Source organism: Pseudomonas sp. WC1, assembly GCF_050586565.1.
In the GTDB taxonomy this organism is placed as follows: domain Bacteria; phylum Pseudomonadota; class Gammaproteobacteria; order Pseudomonadales; family Pseudomonadaceae; genus Aquipseudomonas.
Genome location: NZ_JBOBDQ010000010.1, coordinates 92182 through 106293, shown reverse-complemented (window position 1 = coordinate 106293; position 14112 = coordinate 92182). Strand labels below are relative to the sequence as shown.

Genomic DNA, 14112 nt, shown 5'->3' with positions numbered 1-14112 from the left:
CCACGGCGCTATACTCGCCGCTGAAATTCATAATCGGACTACAAGGACTCGCCCATGAAAGCGTTCGGCAAAATCCTGGGGCTGGGGCTTCTCGGGTTGTTGCTGATCATCGTGGCGCTGGGCTTCGCCCTGACCCACCTCTTCGATCCCAACGACTACAAAGAAGAAATCCGCCAGTTGGCCCGCGACAAGGCCCACGTGGAGCTCACCCTCAATGGCGATATCGGCTGGAGCCTGTTCCCATGGCTGGGCCTGGAGCTGCACGAGGCCAGCATCGCCACGCTGAACAACCCCAAGGTGCCTTTCGCCGACCTGCAGATGCTCGGCCTGTCGGTGCGCGTGCTGCCGCTGCTGCGCCGTGAAGTGCAGATGAGCGACGTGCGGGTCGAAGGCCTCAACCTGACGCTGACCCGCGATGCCAACGGCCATGGCAACTGGGAAGACATCGGCAAGCCATTGCCCGACCCGGCCGTGGCCAATGCCCCGACCGCCACGCCGGGCGAAGCAGCAGCCGCCGAAGCGGAAAAACCGCAAGGCAACGAGCGCTCGGTCAAGCTCGACATCGACAGCCTGACCGTCAACAACGCCCGGGTGCTGTACACCGACGAGAAAGCCGGCCAGACCTACGGCGCCGAAAGCATTCAGTTGAGCACCGGCCCCGTGCACGAAGGCGTGAACATCCCGCTCAAGGCCAGCGCCTTCCTCAGCGCCAGCCAACCGAACCTGAAGGCGCGTACCGAGTTGACCGGCGAACTGCGCTTCGATCGCCGTCTCAAGCGCTACAACCTAGAGGACATGCGCCTGTCTGGCGAGACCTCGGGCGAGCCACTGGCCGGCAAGACCATGACCTTCGCCGCCCAAGGCCAGGTGCTGGTCGACCTGGCGGCCAATGTCGCCTCCTGGAGCGGTCTGAAGGTCTCGGCCAACCAGTTGCGCGCCCTGGGCGAGCTGAACGTGCGCGACCTCGACAAGGCTCCGCAGGTCAGCGGCGGCCTGTCCATCGCCCAGTTCGACCTGCGCACCTTCCTCGACGGTATCGGCCACCCGCTGCCCGCCACTGCGGACGCGGCAGCGTTCAAGAAGCTGGAACTGGTCACCCGCCTGCAAGGCACGCCGAACAGCCTCGCCCTCGAAGACCTGGCGGTGAAGCTGGACGACAGCACCTTCACCGGCCGTGTCGCCGTGGAAGATTTCGCCAAGCAGGCCCTGCGCGTGCGCCTCAAGGGCGACAAGTTCGACGCCGACCGCTACCTGCCGGCCAAGAGCGAGGAAGCCAAGGGTGCCACCGCAGCGCGCCAGGCCGAGGTCAAGCAGCAGGAAGCCACTGCCGTCGCCGGCGCCGGCTCCACGCCGCTACCCGACGCACCGACGCAAGTTGCCTGGAGCAGTGACAAGCTGCTGCCGGTCGACCGCCTGCGCGCCCTCGATCTACAGGCCGACCTGTCGTTCGGCGCGCTGACACTGGACAAGCTGCCGATCAGCGATGCACAGCTGACCGCCAGCGGCCAAGGCGGCCTGGTCACCCTGCAGACCTTGCGCGGCGGCCTGTACAACGGCACCTTCGAGGCCAAGGGCACCGTGGATGTGCGCCCTGCCGTACCGCAGATCGGCGTGAACACCAAGATCAACCGCGTGCCAGTGGAACACTTCATCAAGCGCGAATCCCCGGAGCAGGCGCCGCCGGTCAAGGGCCTGCTGACCCTGAACAGCGACCTTACCGCCACTGGCAACAGCCAGAAGGCGCTGGTCGATACGCTCAATGGCAATGCCAGCTTCACCATCAACGACGGCGTGCTGGTCAACGCCAACCTGGAACAGCAACTCTGCCAGGCCATCGCCACCCTCAACCGCAAGCAGCTCAGCGGTGAGCCCCGTGGCAAGGACACGCCGTTCCAGGAGTTGCGCGGCAGCTTGGTATTGCGTAACGGCGTGGCCAGCAACCCGGACCTCAAGGTGCGCATCCCAGGCCTGACCGTCAACGGTCACGGCGACCTCGACCTGCGCGTGCTGGGCATGGACTACAACGTCGGCGTGGTCGTCGAAGGCGACCAGCGCGCCATGCCCGACCCGGCCTGCCAGGTCAACGAACGCTATGTCGGCGTCGAAGTGCCGCTGCGCTGCCGCGGCCCGCTGGAGCTGGGCGCCAAGGCGTGCCGCCTGGACCAGGACGGCCTGGGCAAGGTGGCCGCGAAGCTGGCCGGCAATCGCCTGAAAGACAAGATCGATGAAAAGCTCGAAGAGAAACTCGGAGACAAGGTGAGCCCTGAACTCAAAGATGCATTGAAGGGGCTGTTCAAGCGATGACACCCCAGCAGTTCTCCAGCGCCGTGCTGGACTGGTACGACCAGCACGGTCGGCATGACCTGCCCTGGCAACAGGGCATCACCCCGTATCGGGTGTGGGTGTCGGAAATCATGTTGCAGCAGACCCAGGTCAGCACCGTGCTCAACTACTTCGACCGCTTCATGCAGGCCCTGCCCACCGTGCAGGCGCTGGCCGAGGCGCCGGAGGACGAGGTGCTGCACCTGTGGACGGGCCTGGGCTACTACACCCGTGCCCGTAACCTGCAGAAAGCCGCGAAGATCGTCGTCGAACGGCATGGCGGCGAGTTCCCGCGCAGCGTCGAGCAGCTCACCGAGCTGCCCGGTATCGGCCGCTCCACTGCCGGGGCCATCGCCAGCATCAGCATGGGCATCCGCGCGCCGATCCTCGACGGCAACGTCAAGCGCGTACTGGCCCGCTTCACCGCCCAGGCCGGCTACCCAGGCGAGCCGAAGGTGGCCAACCAGCTGTGGGCCAGCGCCGAGCGCTTCACGCCGATGACCCGGGCCAACCACTACACCCAGGCGATGATGGACATGGGCGCGACGCTGTGCACGCGCAGCAAGCCCAGCTGCCTGATCTGCCCGTTGCAACGCGGTTGCGAAGCGCACCTGCACGGCGAGGAGACCCGCTACCCCGAGCCCAAGCCGCGCAAGGCCCTGCCCCAGCGCAAGACCCTGATGCCGCTGCTGACCAACCACGAAGGCGCGATCCTGCTCTATCGTCGGCCCTCCACCGGCCTGTGGGGCGGCCTGTGGAGCCTGCCAGAGCTGGACAGCCTCGAGCAGCTCGAAGACCTCGCCTACCAGCACGGCCTGCGTCTGACCGGCAGCCAGGCCCTGGCAGGCCTGACCCACACCTTCAGCCATTTCCAGCTGGCCATCGAGCCATGGCTGGTGCGTGTCGACCCCGTCGGCGCGCACGTGGCCGAGCCCGACTGGCTCTGGTATAACCTCGCCACCCCGCCGCGCCTGGGCCTCGCCGCCCCGGTCAAGAAGCTGCTGCAACTCGCGGCCGACGAACTGATTGCAGGAGAGAAGCGATGACCCGCACCGTGAAGTGCCGCAAGTACAACGAAGAGCTCCCAGGCCTCGACCGCCCACCCTACCCGGGCGCCAAGGGCCAGGACATCTTCGAGCACATCTCGCAGAAAGCCTGGAAGGAGTGGCAGGACCACCAGACCATGCTGATCAACGAGAAGCGCCTGAACATGATGAATGCCGAGGACCGCAAATTCATCCAGGCCGAGATGGACAAGTTCTTCGCAGGCCAAGACTACGCCCAGGCCGAAGGCTACGTGCCACCCTCGAATTGACCCCGAAAACCGTAAGCGACGGAATTAATTTAAATTTTTTCAAAAAAGTCGTTGACGATCGGTTCGGAAATCTATTTAATGCACCTCGTCGCCCAGATAGCTCAGTCGGTAGAGCAGAGGATTGAAAATCCTCGTGTCGGCGGTTCGACTCCGTCTCTGGGCACCACCTTCAGCTTCTGGTGGTTGCAAAGTTACCCGAAGCGACACAAGAAACCCGCCTAGTGCGGGTTTTTTGTTGCCTGCGATTTTTCTTCTAGCTCCTTCATGCCCGGTTGATCGATATCAAAAAGCCACTTGCCATGCGCTCATAGGATGGAAGGTGGACATTCGAACGACCCCGCAAGGACCTCCATGAGCGAAGAATCCGCCACCCTTCTCCTGCCGTCGCCTGCCGAAACCGGCAGCAGCGCCAAGCCCACCCCTCGCACCCGCCGTCCGCGCCAGCGCAAACCTGCCGCCAGCGCCGCCGCGCCAGAGACCATTACCCAGGTCAGCCAGCAGCCCGCCGCCCTGGAAGTGGCCAACGCGCGCAAGGGCAGCAGCGAGGACAGCACCTCGGCACGCCTGCCGGCCAGCTACCCCTACCGCACGCGCATGCGCCGCCAGGACTACGAGAAGGCCAAGCACGACCTGCAGATCGAGCTACTCAAGGTGCAGAACTGGGTGAAGGAAACCGGCCAGCGCATCGTCGTGCTGTTCGAGGGGCGCGACGCCGCTGGCAAAGGTGGCACCATCAAGCGCTTCATGGAACACCTGAACCCGCGCGGCGCGCGGATCGTGGCGCTGGAGAAACCGTCAGAGCAGGAAAAGGGCCAGTGGTACTTCCAGCGTTATGTGCAACACCTTCCCACCGCCGGTGAAATGGTGTTCTTCGATCGCTCCTGGTACAACCGCGCCGGGGTCGAGAAGGTGATGGACTTCTGCTCGCCACTGCAATACCTGGAGTTCATGCGCCAGGCACCTGACCTCGAACGCATGCTGTGTAACAGCGGCATCCTGTTGTTCAAGTTCTGGTTCTCGGTGAACCGCGAAGAGCAACTGCGCCGTTTCATCTCCCGCCGCGACGACCCGCTCAAGCACTGGAAACTCTCGCCCATCGACATCAAGTCGCTGGACAAGTGGGAGGACTACACCGCAGCCAAGGAAGCGATGTTCTTCCATACCGACACGGCCGATGCGCCATGGACGGTGATCAAGTCGGACGACAAGAAACGCGCGCGGATCAACTGCATTCGTCACTTCCTGCACTCGCTGGATTATCCAGGCAAGGACCACAGCGTGGCACATGCACCGGATCCATTGCTGGTCGGGCGGGCGTCGCGGGGGTTCGAGGAAGATGAGCCGGAGGCGCTGGTGAGCTGAATACTTTGGGGCCGCTGGGCGGCCTCTTGGGTTTCTCGCGCAACTACGCTTCAATACGCGCCTTTACCAGTCAGCCCAAGGATCCACCCATGGCCACCAACACCAAGCAACAGAAACGCGCCAAGCGCGCCGCCACCAAGGCCAAGCAGAATCGCATGGTGCGCAGCGGCCAGGCGGTCAAGGCCAGCGCTGGCGACAGTGCCAGTGTCGAGCAGGTGTTCAACAAGGCCATGGAGTCGGGCAGCTACGACAGCCTGTTCGAAAAAATGAAGGAATCCCAGGAAAACGGCCTGGTGCCGATGATCTCGGTGTTCCTGGTCGACCCGCTGCTGGCGTTGGTGCTCAAGGGCCACAAGGAAGAGCACGCCACCGACTACATCGTCATGGTGTTCACCGCCTACCGCGCATGGCTCGACGGCATTGACGAGGACGCGACCATGGCGTGGCTGGAGAGCGACGAGTTCCAGAACGCCTATGTCACCGCCTCGGAGGTCGTGGCCAAGCAGCAGCAACAGCAGAAGCAGTTCGGCTGACCGAACAGTGTGTGTGGGCTTGCCCCGCGAAAGCGCTGCTGGATTCACTGACGCTATCGCGGGGCAAGTCGCAACGGCGCACCGCCGCTCCCACAACCAGCCCCAAAGGCAAACAAAAAGGCCGCGCCCTTCACAGGACGCGGCCTTTTCAGTTCACTTGTGGATCAGCTATCCAGCGCCACACGCGCAGCAGCGCCACGCTTGCGGTGCACCAGCAGACCAGCTGCCACCACACCAATGCTCAGGATTGCCGTGGCGATGATCTCGGCACGGTGATCTTCGCGCAGCGCCATCACCGCCAGCACGGCGATAATGAAGGCGATGGTCGCCCAGGTCAGACCCGGGAACATCCACATCTTGAACGAGATCTTCTCGCCCTTGGCTTCACGCTGGGCACGCATGCGCAGTTGCGACACGGCGATCACCAGGTACACCAGCAGGGCGATGGCGCCGGAGCTGGCCAGCAGGAACTCGAACACCTCGGCCGGGGCCAGGAAGTTGGCGAACACGCACAGGAAGGCCGCGGCGGTGGACAGCAGCACGGCCCAGTGCGGGGTGCCGGCCTTGGTGGTGCGCTGGGCAATGGCCGGAGCGTCGCCGCGCTTGCTCAGGGAGAAGAGCATGCGCGAAGAGGTGTACAGCGCCGAGTTCAGGCAGCTGGTCACGGCGATCAGCACGACGATGTCGACGATCAGCTTGGCGTTCGGCACACCGATCAGGCTGAGGACAGTCTGGTAGGAACCTTTCTCGGCCAGGGTTGGGTCGTTCCACGGCACCATGGCCACGACCAGGAAGATCGACACCAGGTAGAACAGGCAGATTCGCCAGATCACCGAGTTGGTGGCGCGGCTGATCTGCTTGCCCGGATCCTTCGATTCGGCGGCGGCGATGGTGACGATCTCGGTCCCCATGAACGAGAACATGGTGGTCAGCATGGCGGCCAGCACGGCGCCCAGGCCATTGGGCATGAAGCCCTGGGTATCGAACAAGTGGCTGACGCCGCTGATCTGGCTGCTCGGCACCATGCCGAACATGGCCGCGCAGCCGACAACGATGAAGCCGATGATTGCCAGCACCTTGAGCAGGGCGAACCAGAACTCGAACTCACCGTAGTTCTTCACGCTGAACAGGTTGGTGATGGTCAGCGCCAGGGTAATGATCAACGAGAACGCCCACAGGTCCACCGACGGGAACCAGGCATGCAGGATGGCGGCGGCGGCGTTGGCCTCCAGCGGAATCACCAGCACCCAGAACCACCAGTACAGCCAGCCGATGGTGAAACCGGCCCAGCGCCCGATGGCGCGGTCGGCGTAGGTGGAGAAGGAACCGGTGTCAGGCGAGGCGACGGCCATTTCGCCGAGCATGCGCATCACCAAAACGACCAAGGTACCGGCCGCGGCGTAGGCCAGCAGCACGGCGGGGCCGGCGGCGGCGATGGCGTGGCCGGAGCCGACGAACAGCCCTGCGCCGATCACGCCGGCGATGGACAGCATGGTCACATGCCGTTGCTTGAGCCCCTGAGCGAGGTCATTGGAATTGTTACCGCTCATAAAACTACCTTTGTAAGGAGGTGGACTACACGAATGACTGGCCAGCGCGCCGGGGAGTGGATAGGCGTCGCCGCATTCAGTGGTTTGCAGAGGGCAATAAGCGGGCCAGGTGAGAATGACTTTCGTCTGAAATGTTTCTGCCTCCAATAACGGCGCGGCTTGCAGGGCATTGTGCCAAGCTTTGACCGAAAGGTCGCCAAATCCCCATGCCAAGTCTGGATTACGGAAATACCCACTTACAAATGCACCAAAGGTGCTCCTCGGTAACACCTGCGCACGAATTTTGCGCAACAGAAAGCGCAACCAACAGGCGCAACCTTGCCCCCGTCAAGTCCGCGACACAGTGCCACCCGGCTAAAAACGGCTTCCCAGACCGGGCCAAAGCTGGCACCATCGCGCCTTTTTTCATCAAGGCTCCGGTGCTGGGCAAAACGCTATTGCGGACATCCTGGCGACAGTCCACTGCAGCGATGCGACAAACTGTCCCACCAGCGACCCGAGCACCCCGCGACCCGGTTGGCCGCCGTTGCGCCGCTATGCTAGCGTGGCGCTCGCCAGGAAGGCCGCCAACAGCTGGGAACGCACCCGAACACATGAGGACCGCAAATGGCTCAGGCCACGCCCGCGCTGGAAATCCGCAACCTGCACAAACGCTATGGCGAGCAGGAAATTCTCAAGGGCATTTCGCTGACCGCGCGCGACGGTGACGTGATCTCCATCCTCGGCTCGTCCGGCTCTGGCAAGTCCACCCTGCTGCGCTGCATCAACCTGCTGGAGAACCCGCACCAGGGCGAGATCCTGATCGCCGGCGAAGCCCTCAAGCTCAAGGCGCAGAAAAACGGCGACCTGATCGCCGCCGACAACCGCCAGATCAACCGCCTGCGCAGCGAGATCGGCTTTGTCTTCCAGAATTTCAACCTGTGGCCGCACATGTCGATCCTCGACAACATCATCGAGGCGCCGCGCCGCGTACTTGGCCAGAGCAAGGCCGAGGCCATCGAGCATGCCGAGGCGCTGCTGAACAAGGTCGGCATCTTCGACAAGCGCCACAGCTATCCCGCCCAGCTTTCCGGTGGCCAGCAGCAACGTGCCGCCATCGCCCGTACCCTGGCCATGAAACCCAAGGTCATCCTGTTCGACGAGCCAACCTCGGCGCTCGATCCGGAAATGGTCCAGGAAGTGCTTAACGTCATCCGCGCATTGGCCGACGAAGGCCGTACCATGCTGCTGGTGACGCACGAGATGAACTTTGCCCGCCAGGTGTCCAGTGAAGTGGTCTTCCTGCACCAGGGCCTGGTCGAAGAGCAAGGATCGCCGCAGCAGGTCTTCGAGAACCCGACCTCGGCGCGTTGCAAGCAATTCATGTCCAGCCACCGCTAACGGAGCAATACATGCAGACCTACAAGAAGTTCCTCCTGGCAGCTGCTGCCACGCTGGTGATGTCGGCCAATGCCATGGCCGCGGAAAAACTGCGCATGGGTATCGAAGCTGCCTACCCACCGTTCAACAACAAGGACGCCAGCGGCCAGGTCGTCGGCTTCGACAAGGACATCGGCGACGCCCTGTGCGCCAAAATGAAAGTCGAATGCGAAGTGGTCACCTCCGACTGGGACGGCATCATCCCCGCCCTGAACGCCAAGAAGTTCGACTTCATCGTCTCCTCGCTGTCGATCACTGACGAGCGCAAGCAGGCCGTGGACTTCACCGACCCGTACTACTCCAACAAGCAGCAGTTCATCGCGCCGAAGAACGTCGACTTCAAGACTGACGACAAATCGCTCGAAGGCAAGACCATTGGCACCCAGCGCGCCACCCAGGCCGCTACCTGGCTGGACGATCACGGCGGTATGGACGGCAAATTCAAGGTCAATCTGTATGACGGCCAGGAAAACGCCTACCTGGACCTGACCTCCGGCCGCGTCGACGCCATCCTCGCCGACAAGTACGCCAACTTCGACTGGCTGAAATCCGAAGCCGGCAAGAATTACGAGTTCAAGGGCGACCCGGTCAACGAGAGCGACAAGGTCGGCATCGCAGTACGCAAAGGCGACAACGAGCTGCGCAACAAGCTCAACGCTGCGCTGAAGGAAATCGTCGCCGACGGCACCTACAAGAAGATCAACGACAAGTACTTCCCGTTCAGCATCTATTGATTCGCCCCGACAGGCATCGCCGCCCTGGCGGTGCCTGTCCCTTGAACAAACTTACCCATGAATATCGACCTGCACGGATTCGGCCCGGCCATGATGGCCGGCACCCTGATGACCGTAAAACTGGCGCTCTGCGCCTTGCTGCTGGGGCTGGTCCTGGGCCTGCTCGGCGCCCTGGCCAAGACCTCGCCGGTCAAGCCCTTGCAATGGCTTGGCGGCACTTATTCCACACTGGTGCGCGGCGTTCCCGAACTGCTCTGGGTGCTGCTCATCTACTTCGGCACCGTCGGGCTGATGAACAGCCTTGGCGAACTGCTGAACATGCCTGGCCTGGAGCTCAGTGCCTTCACTGCCGGCGTGATCGCCCTCGGCCTGTGCTTCGGCGCCTACGCCACGGAAGTGTTCCGTGGCGCGATCCTGGCCATCCCCAAGGGGCATCGTGAAGCAGGCCTGGCCCTGGGCCTCTCCAAGGGTCGCATCCTGTCGCGGATCATCCTGCCGCAGATGTGGCGCATCGCCCTGCCGGGCCTGGGCAACCTGTTCATGATCCTGATGAAGGACACTGCGCTGGTGTCGGTGATCGGCCTGGAAGAGATCATGCGCCACGCGCAGATCGGCGTGACCGTCACCAAGGAGCCGTTCACCTTCTACGCCGTGGCCGCCTGCATCTACCTGGGCCTGACCGTGATTGCCATGACCGGCATGCACTTCCTGGAAAAGCGCGCCGCTCGCGGCTTCATGAGGGCCGAATAAATGAACTGGGAAGTCATCATCAAGTGGCTGCCACGCCTGGCCCAGGGTGCCACCCTGACCCTGGAGCTGGTGGCCATCGCCGTCATCGCCGGCCTGATCCTGGCCATACCGTTGGGCGTGGCGCGCTCGTCGCGTCACTGGTATGTGCGCGCCCTGCCCTTCGGTTACATCTTCTTCTTCCGCGGCACGCCGCTGCTGGTGCAGCTGTTCCTGGTGTACTACGGCCTGGCCCAGTTCGACGTGGTGCGCAACAGCTCGCTGTGGCCGTACCTGCGCGATCCGTTCTGGTGCACGGTGCTGACCATGACCCTGCACACCGCCGCCTACATCGCCGAGATCCTGCGCGGTGCTTTGCAGGCGATCCCCAAGGGCGAGATCGAAGCGGCCCGAGCACTGGGCATGTCGCGGGGCAAGACGCTGCTCTACATCATGCTGCCGCGTGCCGCGCGCATCGGCCTGCCGGCCTACAGCAACGAAGTAATCCTGATGCTCAAGGCCAGTGCGCTGGCCAGTACCGTCACCTTGCTGGAATTGACCGGCATGGCACGGACCATCATTGCCCGCACCTACCTGCCGGTGGAGATCTTCTTTGCCGCCGGGGTGTTCTACCTGTTGATCTCGTTTGTGCTGGTTCAGGGTTTCAAAGTGCTGGAGCGCTGGCTGCGCGTGGATGCCTGCCAAGGGCGTTGAGGCTGTAAACAACATCGGGGCCGCATGGCGGCCCCCATCGATAGTGCTGCGGTACCTGCATGCCGACCACGCCTTACCTCCACGACCAGCACCTGTTCGAGCGCTTCCAGGCCCTCGACCACTTCCTGCTCCAGCACCAGCAGTTGTGGCGCCCGCGCCCGTTCAACCACTTGCGCCTGGGCTGGGAAGACAAGCACGTCGAGCTGTCCCACTGGCTGCGCCAACGTACCCTTGAGCAAGCTGAAGCACCCGAGCAACCTGCAGCCCCAGCCCCATTTCCGCAACTGGCGGCCCAAGCGTTGGCACTGTCCGTCGTCGGCGAGCTGCCCGATGCCGGCTTGCACCCCGCCGGGCACCGTCTCGACGTCAACGTCCCTGGCCGCAAGTGGCAGCAGATCGAAGCCTTCAGCCGCCGCCTGGCGTTCAGCCAGCCTGCGCAGCACTGGCTCGACTGGTGCTCTGGCAAAGGCCACCTGGGCAGGCGCCTGCTGCAACCCGGCCAGCAGCTGACCTGCCTGGAGTACGACGCCGAGCTGGTCAGCGCCGGCAAGGCACTGAGCGAACATCACCACCTGGCTGCCACCCATGTCCACCAGGACGTCATGGCCATGGACAGCGCCCGGCATCTGGATGGCGACAAGAGCGCGGTCGCCCTGCACGCCTGCGGCGACCTGCATGTGCGGCTGCTGCAACTGGCAAGCCAGCAGGGGTGCCGACAGATCGCGGTCGCACCCTGCTGCTACAACCGCATCCAGGGCAAGCGCTATCAGCCACTCTCCGGCGCCGCCCAGGCCTCGGCCCTGGCATTGACCCAGGAAGACCTGGGCCTGCCACTGAGCGAAGCGGTCACCTCCAGCCAGCGCACTCGGCGCCAGCGCGACCAGTCCATGGCCCGCCGCCTCGGGTTCGACCTGCTGCAGCGCCAGCAACGGGACGTGGACGAATACCTGCCCACCCCTTCGCTGCCGGTCAGCTGGCTGGCAAAGCCTTTCGAGCACTACTGTCGCGACCTGGCCGAGCTCAAGCAACTGACGATCAACGGCCAACCCGACTGGGTTGCCCTGGAGGCAGCCGGCCAGCAACGCCTGGCCCAGGTACGCAACCTCGAACAGGTACGCAACCTGTTCCGCCGGCCACTGGAGATGTGGCTGGTGCTCGATCGCGCCCTGTTCCTGCAGGAGCAAGGCTATTCGGTACGGCTAGGCGTGTTCTGCGATTACCCGCTGACCCCGCGCAACCTGTTGCTGCTGGGTGAGCGCGACGCAACGCCGCAGCGCGGTTGACAGCCTGTGGATAACTCTGTGTACAAGCTTGTGATGAAAATCACGAAATCTTGGATCCTTGGGCTATTTGCGCTGCTTTGCTTATTCCGTCGTGGGCCTCAAAGCCAGTAAAAACAGGCCTTTGCGCAAAGACCGGTGGTAGCGCCTGTCGGCATGCCTTTCGCGCAAGCGGTCAATGCCACTTGTGCATAAGCAATTTTGCCAAGCGCTTTGGCGGGGTAGTTGTCAAGCCAGTTTGAGCAAGCCCATGCCTACCAGCAGCAACGCAAGACCCAACCAACCACGCCCGGCCAGACGCTGACCGAACAAGGCCCAGCCCATGGCCACGGTGGCAAGGATGCCAAAGCCACCCCAGATGGCGTAGGCCAGCGACAGGTCGATGTCCTTAACCGCCTGCGCCAGCGCGGTGAACGCCGCCAGCACGCAGAGGATCGAGGCCAGGCCCAGGCCCTTGCGGCGGAAACCGTCGGAATACTTGAGCAGCAGGTTGGCCAGTACCTCCAGCACGATGGCCAGGCCCAGCCAGGCAAATGGAATCAGCATGGCACGGCCTCACCTTCACGCTCGACGGGCTTGGCGCGGGTACCGGCCTTGACCAGCAGGATGCCGGCGATCATCACCGCCAGGCCCAGGGCCTTGGTCCAGCCCAGGCTTTCACCAAGCCAGAGCACACTGATCAAGGTGATCAGCACGATGCCGAACCCTTCCCACAGCGCGTAGGCCACACCCACCGGCACGCGCTTGACCGCCAGGGCCAGGAAGAAATACGACAGACAGATCATGACGTACATGACGGCATGCCCCATCACAGGGAAATGAGTGGCGGCGAGTTTCATCGACGCCGTGCCGATCACCTCGAAGGTGATGGCGACAATCAGGTAGATCCAGGAACGCATGGTGCCCTCCCATGGGCGACAGCGGCCGAGCGCACAGGCATCGGCGCCGGACAGAGACGTTTACGGCTGTAGAGGGAGGGTGGCGCTAGAGGTCGCCGGTCCAGTGACGTTCACGGGAGACCAGGCGGGAAGAGGAGAGGAGCTTGAAAGCTTTACTGTTCAACATAATGAACACAAGATTAGCTTAGCTGATCGATTTAGTCAAAATGATAGGTTGAGACTAATTATTTTTCGGGAAAAATGGACTTCTCAAGAAGAAACCCCGTAAAGCTTGGTGAAAGCTTCGTAAATTATAATCCCCACACTGTCCATACAGGAGCCAGCTTGCCCCGCAATAGCCAGCAAAGCCAATCCTGCGACAAACCGTCGCCATTGAGAAAAACTCAAAATTAATTATTGTTTTACGATAATTATTCAAGAATAATCCGCTCCGTTCATCACTGTACGGAGGCACCCCATGAACAGTAGATCCGTGGCCTATGCGCGTTCGCGCCTACGCACCATCGGCGCATTCGCCGCCTACCTGGCCTGGACAACCGCGGTCGTCGAGCTGACCATCACGCCCTTGCTCTTCATCTTCGACTTCCCCGAGATTTTCAACGGCTACCTGCAAGCCTACGGCGACCAGATGCCGCTGCTGCTCGAACCCGGCTACCAGGCATCCCCCCTGGCCATCGGCCTGGTACTGGCGGTGGACATGATTCCCACGCTGATTTCCGTTGTGGCCCTCAGCCTGACCGGCCTGTTCTTCCACCGCCTCTCGCGCGGGCAGACCTGGACCTCGGCCAACATCAAGCTGCTGTGGTGGGTCGGCCTGCTGTGCATCTTCACCCCGCTGCTGTGGCCGGTGACCTACACCTTGCAGGGCCTGGCCCTGGCCATCGACCTGCCGGCCGGCGAAAGGAGCTTCAGCTTCTCGATCGGTGTATCATCGCAGGCTGTCTACGAGATCATGAAAGGCATCCTGCTGTGTGCCTTCTCGCTGCTCATGCGTGACGCCAAGACCATCAGCGATGAACACAACTGTTATGTCTGACTGCTTCCTATGCCGATAATCATCCGCCTCGACGTCGTCATGGCCCGGAACAAGATGCGTTCCAAGGACCTGGCGGAAATCATCGGTATCACGGAAGCGAACCTGTCGCTGCTGAAGAACGGCAAGATCAAGGGTTTCAAGATCGAGACCCTGGAGAAGCTGTGTCGCGCCCTGAACTGCCAGCCCGGTGATTTGCTGGAGTTCAGCGACGAATGATCAAGG

15 protein-coding genes and 1 tRNA gene are annotated in these 14112 nt (G+C 62.7%); 13 read left to right on the top strand and 3 right to left on the bottom strand.

Features of this window, described 5'->3' with window-relative positions:
* Positions 1 to 54: 54 nt before the first annotated feature.
* The 6 genes from ACQ4OD_RS07260 to ACQ4OD_RS07235 all read left to right on the top strand — a co-directional run bounded on the left by ACQ4OD_RS07260 (position 55) and on the right by ACQ4OD_RS07235 (position 5532).
* A complete protein-coding gene (locus ACQ4OD_RS07260) occupies positions 55 to 2304 on the top strand; it encodes an AsmA family protein (protein WP_139674258.1) in 2250 nt (749 codons plus the stop codon).
* Positions 2301 to 3368: an A/G-specific adenine glycosylase gene (gene mutY / locus ACQ4OD_RS07255; protein WP_430944097.1), complete on the top strand. Its 1068-nt coding sequence runs from the start codon at positions 2301 to 2303 to the stop codon at positions 3366 to 3368. Before ACQ4OD_RS07260 ends, mutY begins: the two co-directional genes overlap by 4 nt.
* Positions 3365 to 3637, top strand: coding sequence for an oxidative damage protection protein (locus ACQ4OD_RS07250; protein WP_139674262.1), 273 nt, complete (start codon positions 3365 to 3367; stop codon positions 3635 to 3637). Before mutY ends, ACQ4OD_RS07250 begins: the two co-directional genes overlap by 4 nt.
* Before the next feature lie 90 nt (positions 3638 to 3727).
* A tRNA-Phe gene (locus tag ACQ4OD_RS07245) sits at positions 3728 to 3803 on the top strand.
* Positions 3804 to 3988: 185 nt separating this feature from the next.
* Entirely contained in the window at positions 3989 to 4999 is a 1011-nt protein-coding gene (ppk2, locus tag ACQ4OD_RS07240) for a polyphosphate kinase 2 (RefSeq protein ID WP_139674265.1), read from the top strand.
* An 89-nt stretch (positions 5000 to 5088) separates the two neighbouring features.
* On the top strand, positions 5089 to 5532 hold the full coding sequence (locus ACQ4OD_RS07235) for a hypothetical protein (RefSeq protein WP_430944096.1): 444 nt from the start codon (positions 5089 to 5091) through the stop codon (positions 5530 to 5532).
* Between the two features lie 164 nt (positions 5533 to 5696).
* Here the strand turns inward: ACQ4OD_RS07235 and gabP are convergent, their stop codons facing one another.
* Positions 5697 to 7082 carry a GABA permease gene (gene gabP / locus ACQ4OD_RS07230; protein WP_110697283.1) on the bottom strand — a complete coding sequence of 462 codons (1386 nt, stop codon included), beginning with the start codon at positions 7080 to 7082 and terminating at the stop codon, positions 5697 to 5699.
* A gap of 606 nt (positions 7083 to 7688) precedes the next feature.
* Between gabP and ACQ4OD_RS07225 the strand changes: the two genes are divergently transcribed.
* The 5 genes from ACQ4OD_RS07225 to ACQ4OD_RS07205 are packed head-to-tail and all read left to right on the top strand — an operon-like array spanning position 7689 to position 11958.
* Entirely contained in the window at positions 7689 to 8462 is a 774-nt protein-coding gene (locus tag ACQ4OD_RS07225; protein WP_139674271.1) for an ABC transporter ATP-binding protein, read from the top strand.
* A gap of 11 nt (positions 8463 to 8473) precedes the next feature.
* Complete coding sequence (locus tag ACQ4OD_RS07220; protein ID WP_102681817.1) at positions 8474 to 9235, top strand: ABC transporter substrate-binding protein; 762 nt, start codon at positions 8474 to 8476, stop codon at positions 9233 to 9235.
* Positions 9236 to 9292: 57 nt separating this feature from the next.
* Positions 9293 to 9985, top strand: a complete 693-nt coding sequence (locus ACQ4OD_RS07215) for an ABC transporter permease (RefSeq protein ID WP_094010996.1) — start codon at positions 9293 to 9295, stop codon at positions 9983 to 9985.
* Positions 9986 to 10675, top strand: coding sequence for an ABC transporter permease (locus tag ACQ4OD_RS07210; protein WP_110697277.1), 690 nt, complete (start codon positions 9986 to 9988; stop codon positions 10673 to 10675). It begins immediately after the preceding gene.
* A gap of 59 nt (positions 10676 to 10734) precedes the next feature.
* Complete coding sequence (locus ACQ4OD_RS07205) at positions 10735 to 11958, top strand: methyltransferase (protein ID WP_430944095.1); 1224 nt, start codon at positions 10735 to 10737, stop codon at positions 11956 to 11958.
* A 225-nt stretch (positions 11959 to 12183) separates the two neighbouring features.
* Here ACQ4OD_RS07205 and mdtI read toward each other — a convergent pair whose 3' ends face one another.
* Positions 12184 to 12501 (bottom strand): multidrug/spermidine efflux SMR transporter subunit MdtI, encoded by a 318-nt coding sequence (gene mdtI / locus ACQ4OD_RS07200; protein ID WP_023629978.1) that lies wholly within the window; start codon positions 12499 to 12501, stop codon positions 12184 to 12186.
* A complete protein-coding gene (locus tag ACQ4OD_RS07195) occupies positions 12495 to 12854 on the bottom strand; it encodes a multidrug/spermidine efflux SMR transporter subunit MdtJ (protein WP_023629979.1) in 360 nt (119 codons plus the stop codon). Before ACQ4OD_RS07195 ends, mdtI begins: the two co-directional genes overlap by 7 nt.
* Before the next feature lie 457 nt (positions 12855 to 13311).
* On the opposite strand from ACQ4OD_RS07195, the gene ACQ4OD_RS07190 reads away from it, so the two are divergent.
* Together ACQ4OD_RS07190 and ACQ4OD_RS07185 are read left to right on the top strand one after the other, a co-directional pair.
* Positions 13312 to 13890, top strand: a complete 579-nt coding sequence (locus tag ACQ4OD_RS07190; RefSeq protein WP_198755336.1) for a hypothetical protein — start codon at positions 13312 to 13314, stop codon at positions 13888 to 13890.
* 9 nt (positions 13891 to 13899) lie between these two features.
* Positions 13900 to 14106 (top strand): helix-turn-helix domain-containing protein, encoded by a 207-nt coding sequence (locus tag ACQ4OD_RS07185; protein WP_023629980.1) that lies wholly within the window; start codon positions 13900 to 13902, stop codon positions 14104 to 14106.
* The last annotated feature ends 6 nt before the right edge of the window (positions 14107 to 14112 follow it).